This window comes from Thermoflavimicrobium daqui (genome assembly GCF_003313465.1).
GTDB classification, from domain to species: Bacteria; Bacillota; Bacilli; order Thermoactinomycetales; family Thermoactinomycetaceae; genus Thermoflavimicrobium; species Thermoflavimicrobium daqui.
Genome location: NZ_KZ845676.1, coordinates 35,942 through 51,910 on the forward strand (window position 1 = coordinate 35,942; position 15,969 = coordinate 51,910).

A 15,969-nucleotide genomic window follows, 5' to 3' on the forward strand; every position below is an offset into this window, starting at 1 on the left:
CTGGTCAAAGTGGCAGTATCAAATAACAACAGTGCTGAACTTGGTTTTGAACAAAATCTATGGCAGATGGCGGATAAACTTCGGAATAACATGGACGCAGCAGAATACAAACATGTGGTACTCGGTTTACTATTTTTAAAATATATCTCTGATGCTTTTGAAGAAAAGTATGAAGAGTTAAAGCAAGATGAATGGAGCGATCCAGAAGATCCAGACGAATATATCGCCCATAACATCTTCTGGGTACCACAGGAAGCCCGTTGGTCCCGAATCAAGGAAAACGCAAAAAAGCCGGAGATCGGACAGCTGATCGACAATGCCATGCTTGCCCTTGAAAAAGAGAATGATTCCCTCAAAGGTGTTCTACCAAAAAACTATGCCCGACCTGAACTAGACAAAACCAAGCTAGGTGAGATTATCGATCTCTTTTCCTTTAAAGTGGGCGACAAAGAAGGTCAAGCCAAAGATATATTGGGACGGGTCTATGAATATTTCCTCAATAACTTTGCCAGTGCAGAAGGGAAAAAAGGCGGACAATTCTATACCCCGCGCTCCGTTGTTAAGCTCCTTGTCGAAATGATCCAGCCATATAAAGGGCGGGTCTATGACCCATGCTGTGGATCGGGCGGAATGTTCGTACAAAGCTTAGAGTTTATCAAGTCCCATCAAGGGAAAATTCGGGATCTTTCTGTCTATGGACAAGAATCCAATCCCACCACCTGGCGTCTGTGTAAGATGAACCTCGCCATTCGTGGAATTGATAATAACTTGGGCGAGAGGGCAGCTGATACCTTTTTCCATGATTTACATAAAGCCTTACGTGCCGACTATATCTTGGCCAATCCTCCTTTTAACGTAAGCGACTATTGGGATGAAGATGGAACCCTCGCCGACGATGTCCGCTGGCGATATGGTGAGCCACCAAAAGGAAATGCCAACTATGCCTGGATTCAGCACATGGTTTCCAAGCTCGCGCCGAGTGGAACCGCCGCTTTTGTCCTAGCCAATGGCTCTATGTCAACCAACCAAAGTCAGGAAGTAAAGATTCGGAAGGCGTTAATTGAAGCCGACCTGGTCGAAGCGATTGTTACACTACCTGGACAACTATTCTACTCGACCCAAATCCCCGTCTGTGTATGGGTGATCACCAAAAATAAAGCAGCGAAGGGACAAAGGGATCGTAAGGGAGAAATCCTCTTTATCGATGCCCGGAAGCTAGGACAGATGGTCGATCGCGTCCATCGGGAGCTAAGTGATGAAGACATCCAAAAAATCGCCCAGACGTTCCAAGCATGGCGTGGACAGAAAGATGCTGGCGAATATGAGGATATCCAAGGGTTCTGTAAAGCAGCGACTCTCGAAGAAGTACGGGAGCACGAGTATATCCTCACCCCTGGGCGATATGTAGGGATTGAAGAGGTAGAAGAGGATGGGGAGCCGTTTGCAGAGAAGATGACACGGTTAACGGCAGAGCTAAAGGAGCAGTTTGCCAAGTCACGAGAGCTGGAAGAGGAGATTAAAAAGAATCTGCGGGGGATTGGGTATGAGTTTTGAGGAGTGGAAGGAAGTTCAACTTGAAGAGATTATCTCATTTAATCCAAAGGAGACAATAAAGAAAGGTACTAAGGCAAAGAAAGTCACTATGCAGGATTTAGAGCCTTTTACAAGAAAAATTCAAGGATATTCTGAGGAAATAGTAACAAGCGGATCGAAATTTAGAAATGGAGATACTTTACTTGCAAGAATTACACCATGTTTAGAAAATGGAAAAACCGCTTTTGTGGATATTTTGAATGCAGATGAGGTAGCTTTTGGTTCTACAGAGTTTATTGTAATGAGAGCGAAGAAAAATCTAGCTGATGAAAAATTTGTCTACTACCTTTCTATATCTCCTTGGTTTAGAGAAATTGCTATACAATCGATGACGGGAAGTTCTGGAAGACAAAGAGCTCAAGTTGGTGTATTAGAGAAATCAAAATTAAAACTCCCAACCATAGAGGAACAAAAGGAAATAGGAGAAATACTTTCCTCTATCGACAACAAAATCGAACTCAACAATCAAATCAACAAAAACCTCGAAGAAATGGCACAAGCGATCTTTCAATCTTGGTTTATCGATTTCGAACCCTTTCAGGATGGGGAGTTTGTTGAAAGTGAGCTAGGGATGATTCCGAAGGGATGGGAAGTTAAAAAAATAGCAGATTTGGATGTAGTTGTAACAGATTATGTTGCAAATGGTAGCTTTGCGAAATTAAAAGAGAATGTGACTATTTTAGAAAACGAAGGTTATGCTTTATTTGTTCGAAACACTGATTTGAAAATTGATTTTACAGGGACAAGAAAATATGTCAATAAAAATAGCTATGAGTTTCTTAATAAAACAAAATTATTTGGTGGAGAAGTTTTAATATCAAACGTTGGAGATGTTGGAAGTGTATACTTATGTCCACCATATAAAATACCTATGACATTAGGCAATAACTTAATAATGATAAAATCGGAAAAACGTGACATTAATAACAATTTCTTATTTAGATTGTTTAAATCAGTTTTTGGGCAAGGGCTTATAAAATCTATAACTACTGGATCTGTGCAGTCTAAATTTAACAAAACTGACTTTAGAAATTTAAAATTAGTCGTTCCAAATACTGGAATATTAGAAGAATATAATGAGAAATTTGGGGTTATAGAAAAAATGCTTTTTGATAATAAACTTCAAAATACAAAACTAACCCACCTCCGCGACACCCTCCTCCCCAAACTCATGTCCGGAGAAATTCGCGTCCCCCATGATACGGAAGGGAGTGAGATCATCGATGAGCAACTTTTACGAATCTGAACTGGAGAAGGCTGTCTTGGAGTGGTTTGAGGAACTACACTATGAAGTCCAGTATGGTCCTAATATCGCTCCAGAATCAGACTATCGGGAACGAGACGAATATAGTGATGTGATCCTCCAAGGGAGATTGCGGGAAGCCCTTTCCCGCATCAATCCCCGCTTTTCTAATGAGGTGATCGAGGAAGCGATCCGGAAAGTCTCTATTCCCCAAAGCCCTGATCTGCTTGTCAATAACCAGGCTTTCCACCAGATGGTAACCGATGGGATCGATGTCCAAGTTAGGCAAGAGGATGGAAGTTTTAAGACGGAGAAAGTTTGGCCGATCGATTTGACTCGCCCACAAAACAACGATTGGCTGGTAGTCAATCAGTTTCGCATCAAAGAGGGAAACACTGAAAAACGGCTGGATGTGGTCGTCTTTGTCAATGGGATTCCAATGAGTGTGTTCGAGCTCAAGAGTATGATTGATGAACAAGTGGATATCACCCATGCCTATGAGCAAATGAAAACCTATCAAAAGGCTCTGGGTACGCTCTTTACTTATAATGCTTTTAATGTGATTAGCGATGGCTATCATGCCCGCTTCGGCTCATTGACTGCCGACTTCGATCGTTATATGTGGTGGCGCACGGTTGATGGGCAAGAGGTGGCTCCCACCAATGTCCCGCAACTCGATATTCTGATCAAAGGAATGTTTGCAAAAGAGCGGTTTGTCGATCTCCTCCGTCATTTTATTTTGTTCCAAACCGATGGCAAAAACATCTATAAAATCATTTCCGCCTATCATCAATACCATGCGACGAATAAAGCGGTGGAGCGCACCTTTGCTGCGACCGATGAGCAAGGCGATCGCAAAGTTGGAGTGATCTGGCATACCCAAGGTTCGGGAAAAAGTTTATCCATGACGTTCTATACCGGGAAGCTGGTGGCGGAGCTGAATAATCCGACCGTCGTCGTGGTTACGGATCGTAACGATCTCGATGACCAACTGTTTACCACCTTTAGTAGATCCAAACAGCTCCTGCGGCAAACACCGAAGCAAGCAGGCTCCCGTCAAGAATTACGCGAACTTTTGTCCGTTGAATCAGGTGGGATCGTCTTTACCACGATTCAAAAGTTTGCTCCCGAAGTTAAAGGGGATCAGATGCCAATCTTAACGGATCGGCGCAATGTGGTGGTGATTGTCGATGAAGCCCATCGCAGCCAATATGGGTTTGCTGCTGAAGTGATGGGCGACAAACAGCAAGCCGAAATCAAGTTTGGGCTGGCCAAACACATGCGTGATGCGCTTCCGAACGCTTCGTATATCGGCTTTACCGGGACACCCGTCGAGTTAGCGGATAAGAATACGCCTGCAGTCTTCGGGGATTATATCGATATTTATGATATGACTCGAGCGGTGGAAGATGGAACCACCGTGAAGATTTTCTACGAAAGTCGGCTGGCCATTCTAAACTTGCCAGAGAAAGAAAAACAGGAAATCGATCGAGCCTATCAGCAAATCGCCGAGTACCAAGAAGCGGATGAAAGTACACAGAGCAAGCTAAAAGCGAAGTTTAGTCGCCTAGAAGCCTTGGTTGGCTCAGAAAAAAGGCTGAAGCAGATCGCGCAAGATATCGTGACCCACTTTGAAACCAGGCAAAAGGCAATTTTCGGTAAAGCGATGATTGTCACGATGTCACGGCAAATCGCAGTCCAGCTTTATGATCAGATCATTAAGCTAAGACCCAAGTGGCATCATGATGAAGTGAGCCAAGGTATGATCAAGGTGGTCATGACCGCAGGTGCAAGTGATGATGAAGCGATGAAGAAGCATCATACCACCAAGCGGGAACGGGAACAACTGGCTAGCCGGATGAAAGATCTAAATGATGAACTAAAGCTAGTGATCGTCTGTGATATGTGGCTAACCGGATTTGATGTCCCATGCTTACACACCATCTATATCGACAAAGCGATGAAAGGGCATAATCTCATGCAGGCAATCGCCCGAGTGAATCGGGTATTCAAAGATAAACCGGGGGGCTTAATCGTTGACTATATCGGCATTGCCCCTTCGCTCAAACAAGCCCTTCAGCAATATACCCAAGCGGATCGGGAAACGACCGGGATCGATACCCAGTTGGCTATCGATCTTATGAAAGAAAAGCTCGATCTTCTACAAGAAATGTTATATGGACATGACTATAGCGCATTTGCTACGGGAACACCAAAAGAACGGGCGCAAACGATTGTAAACACGGTGGATTATGTCTTAAGCCTAGGGCAAGAGAAGAAAAAACAGTTTATCAAGTGGGTGACCGAGTTAGCGCAAGCTTATGCCTTATGTGCCACAACACCCGAAGCTCAGTCCCTTAATGTAGAAATTGCTTTCTTCAAAGCGGTTAAAGCTGGGATAGTCAAAATGGTTCAACCCGAGAAAAAAAGAAGACCCATTCGTGGGATGGATTCCGAAATCAATCAGTTGATTTCTAAATCGATCATTACCGAAGGCGTTGTCGATATTTTAGCCGAAGTGGGACTCAATAAACCCAACCTCGCCATCTTATCGGATGAATTTTTGGAAGAGGTTAAAGGGTTAAAACAGAAAAACTTGGCTGTCGAGTTATTACAACGTTTACTGAAGGATCGGATCCGGATTATCTCGAGAAGAAACCTAATCCAATCGAAGAAGTTCTCGGAGATGCTGGAAGAAGCCATTGAAAAATATTACAACCGCTTGATTGACTCGACGGCGATGGTTCTAATGCTGATCGAAATGGCTAAGGAAGTGAATCAGTCACAAAAGCGAGGAGAAGATCTAGGACTGTCCGACGCCGAAGTCGCCTTCTATGATGCCTTATCCAACAGTCAAGATGCCAAAGAATTGCTTGGCGATCACGTATTAAAGCAGATTGCTCGCGACCTTACAGCAGCACTCAAAAAGAACTTAACGATTGACTGGCATCTGCGTGAAAGTGTGCGTGCCCAGATTCGCCTTTTCATTAAAAAATTGTTAAAAAAATACAACTATCCGCCCAAGCAAAACCAGCAGATCGTCGAAATGGTGGTCAAGCAAGCGGAGTTAATGTCTCAGTATGATGAAGATCTTTTGGCAGATGATACAGAATCAGAGGCAACAGAAGAACATCATGAAGAAAGTCCTAAAGTAGAGCCACAAGAAGAAATAACTGAGGCAAACAGGATAGAATCAGAGGCTACAGAAGAGCAGCAAGAAGAAATCAATGAATCAGCCGAAGAACCTGAAGACAAGGAACCACCTTTAAAACCAGTAGCACCTATAATAGAGCCTACTAATGAAAAAGCGGAAGCGCATTCTTATTCGGAGTCACAACGTTCCATAGACCGGGTAGCAGAGGATTCACACAAGTGGCTAGAACTGATCCATCCATCTTATCAAAAAGTGGTCGAACACATGACAAAAGCAGGTATACCTCGACCGGAAGTAGGCTATGAGTTTGAGGAAAATGGCGAAATCATTGGCGAGGCGGAGCTAGTCTGGCCAGAGTCGAAAATCTGTCTCTTGACCCCTGCGCAAAGTGTGGATCGTGATTCGATCGAAAAGCTGGGTTGGCGGGTTTGGGATCTGCCGGGTGATGTAACGGAAGAGATCGATTGGCTTCATTTGTGGAAACAGATGCAGGAGCCAGATACCACAGAGCCTAAGCCCAGCCTAGAAGAAGGAGTAAAAGAGCAAATAGAGGTAAGTTTAGGAAACGTGACCTATCGCATTGAGCAGCATCATAATAAGTCGATTAAGGTTTATCGTCTTAACGACTATGGGAAAGAAAAGATGCTTGCTAAATTAATCCTTCGGAAAGTGATTGCAGAGAAAAAGCTGGATATTTCCCTCTATTATGCTACCGGAACGGCTAAAAATACACAGACATTAGGCAGAGAAGTGATTAGGGAGCTACGTAAACAAGGGAAATAGAAAAATCTTCGGATAAAAAGGGGAGGAGTTACATGAGCTTAGTGGCGATTCAAGATACATTTTTAGAGTCCTTTTCCAAACTCCCGAAGGTGGAACAAAAACGGACTCGTAAAATGATTGATCTTCTGCGGACTCAGCCTGATAGCAATGGATTAAATCTAGAACGCTGTAAAGGAAGTTTGGACTCCAAGGTCTATTCGATCCGTGTTAGTCAGCATTACCGTGTTGTGGCTATACGTCCAGAGCATGAGGACGTAACCCTCCTCGTCTGGGTAGATCATCACGACGAAGCTTATCGTTGGGCCGAGCGGAAACGATTTGATGTGAATCAAAAGACCGGTCTGCTCCAGATGTGGACCAGTGTGGAAAAAACGCCACTTACGGAGGAGTCGTTTGATTTATTTGCTGCCTATACGGATATACAACTTCTAGAGCTTGGCGTTCCAGAAGAATTGCTCCCACTCCTAAGAAATATGGGTACGGAAGCTGAATTTGCCCAACATCAAAAAGTTTTTCCGGCGGATGTTGTGGAGTATCTTTACTTCCTAATCCATGATGATCCTTATGAAGACGTACTCGAACTGGCACAGGAAAGTAAAAGAGCAAAGCCCAAAAAACTGACTTTTGCTGAAGCGGTATCCAGTCCTGGGGCTAGTCGCCATATCGCCATCATTACTTCAGACGAACAATTAACGGAAATGCTAGATCAGCCTTTGGATCGATGGCGAACTTTCCTCCATCCGAGTCAAAAAGAGCTGGTGGAGAAAAGCTACAAAGGACCTGTCCGGGTCTTAGGTGGGGCTGGAACGGGGAAAACGGTTGTCGCTATGCATCGGGCTCGTCAACTGGTACGTACCCTGTTGCCAAAAAATGAGAAAGTACTTGTTACCACTTATACCGTAACCCTTGCCAATAACATTCGTGAGATCCTCACCACTATGTGTACAGCGGAAGAGATGGAACGGATTGATGTCCAGTCCATCGATAGTTTAGCGAAGGAAATCGTGGAAAAAGCATATGGTATCCGTGTCCGACGAGTAAGTAGCGATGATACGAAAGTCAAAGCGATTTGGAAGCAAGCCGTAGCGGAGTTTGGATGGAATGATGAAGATTTACCCTTTTTAAAAAATGAGTATGAACGAGTCATCCAACAAAATGGCGTAGAAACATGGGAGCAATATCTAGATACGACTCGTGTAGGAAGAAAAAAGCGGATTTCCCGCGCTGAACGTAAAAAGATTTGGGATACCATTGCTTGGGTTAGACTTACGATGGAACAAAAGTACCTTTTTGAATATACCGATGTACTTCGCAAAGCTCGGATCTGGCTGGAGGAAAATCCTGATCGCTATACTTATGTATATCGTTCAGCCATTGTTGATGAAGCACAGGATTTCCATCCCGAAGGATTTAAATTGATTCGTGCGTTAGTTCCGGAAAATAATAATGACCTCTTTATGGTCGGTGATGCTCACCAACGGATTTATTCACGCCGAGTTGTGTTAGGAAGATGTGGAATTAATATCCGTGGACAACGTTCGAAGCGCTTGCGGATCAATTATCGGACAACGGAACAGATCCGTAAGAAAGCGATGGAGTTTATTCAGCACCTTAGCTTTGACGATCTCGATGGAGGTAAAGATCAAGGAAAGGATATTTCACTTTTAGCTGGAGCTGTCCCCGAAATCCAAAATTTTGCGATGGCAAAGCAAGAAAAAGCATTTGTCGTTGAAAAAGTGAAAGAATTAATCGATACAGGCTTTAAGCCGAATGAGATCGCCATTTTAGCCCGATTTAACCACATTGCGGAGGGCTATCTCAAAGAATTGGGAAAACATCGGATTCAAGCGAAAAAGCTGTCGCCCAATATGACCAAGGCAGAAGCAGAAGTGCAGTGTGGAACCATGCATAATAGCAAAGGTCTAGAGTTTCGAGCTGTGTTTCTTGTAGAGATCAATGAAGAACATGTTCCACCAGAATGGGTGATCGAGAAGATGGAGGACGAGGAAGAAAAAAATGAGTTTATCAAGCAAGAACGTTCTTTAATCTATGTTGCAACCACTCGGGCTCGTGAGAAAGTATTTATTTCTTCCTGCGGTACACCTTCCAAGTTGCTATTCTAAACAAAAAAAGTGAAAGGGGGGATGCCTGGAAACCAAACGAATGTAGAATATAGCGGATGGAAGTGCCAGTTCCATACCTATTCTTTATCCTGCTCATCTTGCGCCAACAAGCTGAGCAGATGGTAAGTACACCATCGCCAAATGGATGTACTTATACGCTAGGTCTTTGCGCAAAGAGTTACGTTATACATCCCCCAAAATTCACTCTCCTCTTATTGTAACGGACTCTTTGCGCTCTATTCAAGTGAGTCATTTCGAAGAGATCATAGGAGGAAACAACAGATGAAAAAATGGCTACTAGGAATTGGAGCGTTTATTGTGATAGCTGCAATGATTGGAGCAATGAATGATGATGGAAAAACAAGTACAGTTGAAGAAACAACACAAGCGGCTACATCAGAAAGTTCGTCACAAGAAAATAGTACACCAGAACCCTCTTCTCAACCCGTAGAGCAAAATGCCACAGAGAATAAAGAAGTTACTATGGAGAAATTTAAGCAGATCAAAAGTGGGATGAGCTATGAAGAGGTCGTGAAGATTATCGGCTTTGAAGGCACAGAGATGAGCTCAAATGAGTTAGCTGGGATTAAAACAGTGATGTATTCTTGGCAAAATGACGATGGTTCTAACATGAATGCCATGTTTCAAAATAATAAATTAAACTCAAAAGCTCAGTTTGGTTTAAAATAGCCGAAGAAGTAGCCCTGCCTATTTGGAAAGGGTAGGGCTTTCTAAATAAAATACGTGATGTAAATAAGCTACTTGTTTTCATCATAAAAATTAAATGGAGAACTGCTGGGAAGGAGAAATAAGCAGGGGTTTTATCTTGTAAATTGAGAAAATATAGTTTCAACTATGATATTCAATATAAAATATTAAGATTTCATGTAGCTTACTATAAGTTAATAAGGTTTCCATCTTTAATAAAATAGGATCAAAAATAAATGGATCAATCTATATTAAAAGGGAGAATGTGATTGATTCGATGAGCCATTAGTATCATCATCTGCATCTGGACTATCTGTACCATCACTGGGTTGATTTGGGTTCGGATTCGTTGGTGGCTTAGATGGATTATCTGTTCCAGGTTGTGTAGATGGGGGTTCTTTGGTTGGCAGATCAATGGGTGGTTCGTTGGTCACAGGTGGATCTGCTGTTAGATTATCATCGATATTCGGTGGTTTCGTACTGGGATCTGGCTTTGGTGTAAGTGACATAGGGTCAATGATTACTTTGTTGTTTATCCCGATTCCATACATCACATCGATCACACCATCATAAGTAAACCAATCATCTGTACCATAATGTGCATCCAAGGCAGTTACAAAATAACTAGAGTTTACAAGAATTTGGAAGTTATTCGATTTCCATTGTTTTAAAATACCTTCAACGAAACTGTGTTTTCGTTTTTCTTTTTCCTTCTTATCTTTTTGCTCTGGATCTTGTTGGCTGAGATTTCGTGTTTGATTCGTTTGTATGGGAGTAGCTGCTACAACGGTCGGAGTGGGTATTGCGACAGCTTTTTTCTTGTCTTGTGGCTCTTTCTTGGGCACATGAATCATTTGTTTCACGACAGATATCAAAGGGGATTGACTACTCATCTGCTGATAGTAAATAAGACCTGCGCCTGTGAGAAAAACAGTGATGACCATTCCGATAAAAATAAAGAAGAGATTTTTTCTCATGATGTCCCACCTCTTGAAGTAAACCCCTTTTTCTTTATGAAAGTTTTTCAGATGTCAATTTTATATTTTTTCATTGTTCGATCTAAAAATTATGACAAAAGGGAAAATGAAACGTATTTATCTTATCATATTGGAAAGAAAAAGGCTAGAGAATAAATTTCATTTTTTCGAAAAATACTGTTGAGAAATTTACTAACCTTAAATATAAAGGAAAAGTATTTGGAAATGAAGAATCTTGAACAGCTTAGAAACTTATTGTATGAGGAAGATGAAGTAAAAGTATTAGATGAAATCAACAGAATAGAAAATGCGTTGGATCTCCATATCTTAGCAAGAAACATAAATATGAATGATGGATTTCAAGTGGCTTGTTCGATATTAAATAATCCATACTGCGATCTAGGTACAGCTCTGCTCCTTTTTTATGACGCGGATGGTTATCGCTTACTTACAGAAGATATAGAGAAGATTTCGGACAGGCTTAGGGAATGGAAAGAATTTGTTCTCCTTTTGTATAATCGGATCGTGAATGATGAATTTAGCAACAAGCATATTTCATTTATCCCTCCTCTCGGAAAAGTAGATATTTATAAAATGAAGAAGAAAAATCCAGATATACCTAAAGTATTTTTAGAGCCATCTCCAGGAAAAGAAATCGGTATCTTATCTATAGTTGAAAAAAAGAGAGGGTCTCAAACCTAGTAAAGTAACAGCCCATACCACTTTAGATATGATATGGGCATTTTTTTAAGAAATTCTTTAGATGAAGTTCATTTTCTAAAATGAGAAGTAACAACATCTATCGGCTGTGAGCCCAGCGCAATTTTGTGTCGCATTTTATTGAATAGTGGCGTTCTTGATAGGAGTGGCATTAGGATTCTTCTTAACTCGAGAAGGAAAGGATTTTTTATACCAATTAAGTTTGCTTGTATACTTTGTATTTTTTGTATTTGTGAAACGGAGGGGCGTCTTATCTCCTCGTATGGTTTTAATAAGTTTATCGATAATGGAGAGGAAGTATGTGTTAGTGCTTTCATAATCACATCATGAGCAACAACAGCATCTTGAATAGCCAACTGTTTGCATACATAATTCTCCCTTGATTTTTACTAAGTAAATACTTAATGAAATAGGTAAAAAAATTAATGAAAGATTTTAAGTTTAGAAGTAGTGTTCTATATTTAATATGACCAGTCAGTTTAGGTATTGATAAAATAAAAAGGCTCTTCGTTTTATTCAATTTGACTTTTCCTAGCTTCTGTTAATTTTCGTGCAGTTTTACTCATAGGTATTTCTTTTTCATCCCGATAGGTTCCCATGATTCGATCACCTGTTAGATGTGTTACACCATACCAATAATTTTCGTTTTTAAAGTGGTGGAGGAGATGAAATTTTTTTAACTTTCTTCCCCATGGAGTAAGCGGTTTAATCGGTCGATGTGCTACATAGTGTTTCCATTCATAATGGAGATGATAACAAATAGCACCCGTTGTATAAGCGCAGGTTAGCACGATGTCCCTTGTAAATAGATACCCAATGCCACTTGCTAAAATAAATAGAGGTCCACTATACCAAATGGGGACGAATAATCGCTTTAAGTTAGTAGGATCTTCATGATGATCGTAATGTAAGCGCCTTAAAAGTGAGAGAAAAAAAGGATTTTTGGGAGGGGGTAAATGAAAGAGAAAACGATGAATCAGATATTCACTTAGAGCAAAAGATAGTAAACCAAGTAACCAAGCAAGCCCAATCCATGAAGTGGTTATGTGAAAGACTATAAAAGTGATTCCAACGAGTGCAATGATACACATGAAGAAAATGTCTGGAAAGAAGAAGAATTCTTTTAAATATTTCCTCATAGATGTCAACTCCTCTTTTTGCATGTGGCATCATTCGAGTCAAAACCTAGATGATTCTTAAAGTTAGAGGAAGCAAGTGACTTTTGACTGATAGGATACAGGAACGAGTGGGGAAGCGATGAGCAGCCGATTCATGCAACAAACTCATAGGATGATCTAAGTATATTATAGGACAATTTTAAATAGTTTTGCAATCGGTGAGGACATTAGATTATTGTATAACTTTATTTACTTTTCAACTAAAAAATGTTTGATTTTCTAACTGTAACACAGTATTGTTAACATGATTCTTTTGAAAAAAGGGGGTATTCGTATTGCACGAAACAGAACAAAACAAGTTGAAATTAAAAAGGACGCTAACATTAGCTCCAATTGTACTGATTGGGTTGGCTTATATGGACCCATTGGTGGTATTTGATTCATATGGTGTTGTTGCACAAGAGACGAAAGGTCATGTGGCTTTATCGTATATCGTTATTCTGGTAGCCCTTTTGTTTACTGCCTATGGTTATGGACAGATGGTGAAGGCATATCCTTCGGCAGGGTCAACTTATACTTATACCCAAAAAAGTATCCATCCGATGATTGGATTTTTGGTCGGATGGTCTGTACTACTGGACTATTTATTTTTGCCTATGGTAAATTTCGCCATCGGCAGTGCATATCTAAAAGCAGCTTTTCCTAAAGTTCCACATGCTATCTGGGTTTTTGCCTTAGCAGCAATTGTAACGATCATTAATATCCTAGGTGTTAAGTTAACAGCGAATATGAATACGCTCTTTGTCACTTTTCAGACACTGGTATTAATTGTGTTTGTCGGATTTGTAGTGAAGGGGCTCATTAGTGGAATGGGACAGGGGACTTTAGTATCCATCTCCCCTTTTTATACAGCCAATATTGATCTTTCGTTAATTATGACTGGCGCGTCAATTTTGTGCTTTTCATTTTTGGGTTTTGATGCGGTTACCACTTTATCAGAGGAGACGTTAAACCCCAAGAAGACCATCCCAAGAGCGATTTTTCTGATTGCTTTGATTGGAGGGGTACTGTTTACTGCGACCTCCTACTTTTTACACCTTATTCATCCAAACTATTTGTCTTTTAAGAGTGCAGATGCGGCTTCATTAGAAATTGCCTCTTATATTGGCGGAGCTTTTTTACATTCATTTTTCCTTGTTGGGACGATGGTCGCTGTTTTTTCATCCTCTTTATCATCATCGACGAGTGCTTCACGTTTATTATTTGCGATGGGACGAGAAGGCTCATTTCCCAAAATTTTTGCTTATCTCCATCCAAAATGGAAAACACCCGTGTTTAATCTTTTATTGATCGGTTTTATTTCATTGACAGCGATTTTTGGGGAATTAGAAGTAATCTACTCGTTTATTAGTTTTGGGGCATTGATCGGCTTTTTGTTTGTCAACCTCTCAGTCATTTTCCATTATTATTTACGTCAAAAAAGAAGAAAAGGATTTGATTTTGTGCGTTATTTTATTGTTCCGTTGATAGGAGCAGCTTTTACTTTGTGGCTATTTACCAGTCTAAACTTATCCGCAATGGCTTTAGGTTTTAGCTGGTTAATCATTGGTGTATTATATAGTGTGATTGTTTCAAAACGAAAGAAAGAGCTAGCTTTTAAATTCGATAAAGGATAGATGAAAAGTCTAATGATCTAATGGATGGATCATTAGACTTTTTTTAGGTGCTTCCGGAGGTTTTATTATCGTAATATTAGCACAAATGCTGTATTTGAAGGAAAATGAATGAAAATGAGAGAAAATGATTGAAAGTTTTTGATTGATTTTGGTATGATAACCATATAAATGGCGAATCGAACGAGGTGATGAAAGTGCTTACATCCCAGAGATATCAGCTGATTTTAGATATGTTAAAGAAGAAGGGATTTGTAAAATTACAAGATCTGATACTTGCAACCGGTTTATCTGAGTCAACGATTCGCAGAGATCTTATTTATTTAGAGAAAAAACGACAGTTAAAACGTGTGCATGGTGGAGCAGCCTTACTACAAGGAAAAACAGTAGAACCGAGTATCGCTGAAAAGTCCTCCAAAAACCTTCAAGAAAAAAAGAGAGTAGCCACTTTTGCAGCTTCTTTATTAGAAGAAGGAGATTGTATATATCTTGATGCGGGTAGTACAACGATCGAAATGATTCCAGAGCTCGTCGGCAAAAAGGTTACGGTTGTGACGAATGGGATTAGTCATTTGGAAGCGCTTGTGGAAAAAAATATTCCTGCCTATGTTTTAGGAGGAAAAATGAAGGAATCGACTCGAGCTATTATTGGTGCGTTAGCCGTTAACGGGTTACAACAATTTCGCTTTGATAAATGCTTTTTAGGAGTTAATGGCATTCATCCTCAAATGGGATATACAACGCCTGATCCGGAGGAGGCCCTTTTAAAAAGAACAGCAATGCAGTTTTCGAGCCAAACTTATTTTTTAGCAGATCATAACAAATTTATGGAAGTATCGTTTGCCAAAATAGCTAGCTTAGATGATGCAATTTTAATAACCGATAAAGTACCAACAGAAATTAGAAAGGACTTAGAAGGTAAATTACAAATATTTGAGGTAGATCAGTCATGATATATACAGTTACTTTAAATCCAAGTATTGATTTCTTTATAGAAGTAGAAAATCTTAAAATAAATGATTTAAATCGAATGAAAAAAGAACAAAAAATCCCAGGAGGAAAAGGGATTAATGTTTCTAGGGTGTTATCTCACTTGGGAATCCCATCGACCGCCTTGGGTTTTGTTGGTGGGTTTACGGGTGAATTTATTCGTAATACGTTGATAAAAGAAGGACTACAAGTTGATTTTGTAGAGGTCGAAACCGACTCTCGGATTAATATTAAGCTTCATTCAAACTTGAAAGATGAAACTGAAATCAATGGACAAGGACCCATCATTTCACCAGAGAAGTTGGCTGAACTCTGTAAGAAATTAAAGCGAATTCAACCTCAGGAATGGGTTGTATTGGCAGGAAGTATCCCGGCATCGCTCCCTGAACATATCTATGAAGATTGGACGAAGGATTTAAGTCAGCGAGGAATTCGATTGGTCGTCGATGTAGCTGGGAAATCTTTATTAAATGTAGTGAAATCTCGTCCTTTTTTAATCAAACCAAACCATCATGAACTTGGGGAGTTATTTCATGTTCACTTAAACAGTGTGCAAGAGATCATTCCGTATGGATGTGAATTAGTTGAGCGAGGGGTAAAAAATGTGATTGTATCGATGGGAGGAGACGGAGCCTTACTCTTTACTACCGAAGCGATTTATTGGGCACGAACACCCACATGGAAAGTAGTTAATTCTGTAGGAGCGGGAGACTCTTTAGTAGCTGGTTTTATTGGAACTTATACGCAAACCAAAGACTTACTCTATTCGTTCCGATATGGTGTTGCGGCAGGAAGTGCGACCGCTTTTTCGCAAGACTTATGTACAAAAGACATGATTGAACAAGTATTACCTCAAGTGAGAATTCAAAAGATATGAGGTGTAAACT

10 protein-coding genes and 1 pseudogene are annotated in these 15,969 nt (G+C 40.5%); 9 read left to right on the top strand and 2 right to left on the bottom strand.

All coding sequences use genetic code 11. From position 1 onward, the window contains the following. The first annotated feature begins 9 nt into the window (after window positions 1-9). The 5 genes and pseudogenes from DL897_RS16375 (at window position 10) to DL897_RS18730 (ending at window position 9,586) form a co-directional block, all read left to right on the top strand. Window positions 10-1,554 carry a class I SAM-dependent DNA methyltransferase gene (locus DL897_RS16375; RefSeq protein ID WP_276308600.1) on the top strand — a complete coding sequence of 515 codons (1,545 nt, stop codon included), beginning with the start codon at window positions 10-12 and terminating at the stop codon, window positions 1,552-1,554. Further along, complete coding sequence (locus DL897_RS16380) at window positions 1,544-2,839, top strand: restriction endonuclease subunit S (RefSeq protein WP_113660201.1); 1,296 nt, start codon at window positions 1,544-1,546, stop codon at window positions 2,837-2,839. The genes DL897_RS16375 and DL897_RS16380 overlap by 11 nt, the downstream gene beginning before the upstream one ends. Beyond that, a pseudogene (locus tag DL897_RS16385) lies at window positions 2,817-5,915 on the top strand (type I restriction endonuclease subunit R); the annotation flags it as partial. The gene DL897_RS16380 and the pseudogene DL897_RS16385, both read left to right, overlap by 23 nt. 890 nt (window positions 5,916-6,805) lie before the next feature. After that, complete coding sequence (locus DL897_RS16390; RefSeq protein WP_113660203.1) at window positions 6,806-8,896, top strand: UvrD-helicase domain-containing protein; 2,091 nt, start codon at window positions 6,806-6,808, stop codon at window positions 8,894-8,896. A 282-nt stretch (window positions 8,897-9,178) separates the two neighbouring features. Then, window positions 9,179-9,586 (top strand): DUF3862 domain-containing protein, encoded by a 408-nt coding sequence (locus DL897_RS18730; RefSeq protein ID WP_113660204.1) that lies wholly within the window; start codon window positions 9,179-9,181, stop codon window positions 9,584-9,586. A gap of 269 nt (window positions 9,587-9,855) precedes the next feature. On the opposite strand, the gene DL897_RS16400 is transcribed toward DL897_RS18730, so the two are convergent. After that, a complete protein-coding gene (locus tag DL897_RS16400; protein WP_113660205.1) occupies window positions 9,856-10,581 on the bottom strand; it encodes a hypothetical protein in 726 nt (241 codons plus the stop codon). Between the two features lie 225 nt (window positions 10,582-10,806). On the opposite strand from DL897_RS16400, the gene DL897_RS16405 reads away from it, so the two are divergent. Beyond that, window positions 10,807-11,283 (top strand): DUF4274 domain-containing protein, encoded by a 477-nt coding sequence (locus tag DL897_RS16405; protein WP_145962239.1) that lies wholly within the window; start codon window positions 10,807-10,809, stop codon window positions 11,281-11,283. Window positions 11,284-11,813: 530 nt separating this feature from the next. Here DL897_RS16405 and DL897_RS16415 read toward each other — a convergent pair. After that, entirely contained in the window at window positions 11,814-12,440 is a 627-nt protein-coding gene (locus DL897_RS16415; RefSeq protein ID WP_113660207.1) for a sterol desaturase family protein, read from the bottom strand. 314 nt (window positions 12,441-12,754) lie between these two features. Between DL897_RS16415 and DL897_RS16420 the strand changes: the two genes are divergently transcribed. From DL897_RS16420 to pfkB, 3 genes are all read left to right on the top strand, one after another. Further along, the gene (locus DL897_RS16420) at window positions 12,755-14,095 is read left to right on the top strand and encodes an APC family permease (RefSeq protein ID WP_240627480.1); all 1,341 of its coding nucleotides are present in this window, start codon (window positions 12,755-12,757) and stop codon (window positions 14,093-14,095) included. Between the two features lie 194 nt (window positions 14,096-14,289). After that, a complete protein-coding gene (locus tag DL897_RS16425; protein WP_113660208.1) occupies window positions 14,290-15,045 on the top strand; it encodes a DeoR/GlpR family DNA-binding transcription regulator in 756 nt (251 codons plus the stop codon). Next, window positions 15,042-15,959 carry a 1-phosphofructokinase gene (pfkB, locus tag DL897_RS16430; protein WP_113660209.1) on the top strand — a complete coding sequence of 306 codons (918 nt, stop codon included), beginning with the start codon at window positions 15,042-15,044 and terminating at the stop codon, window positions 15,957-15,959. Before DL897_RS16425 ends, pfkB begins: the two co-directional genes overlap by 4 nt. Window positions 15,960-15,969: the final 10 nt, after the last annotated feature.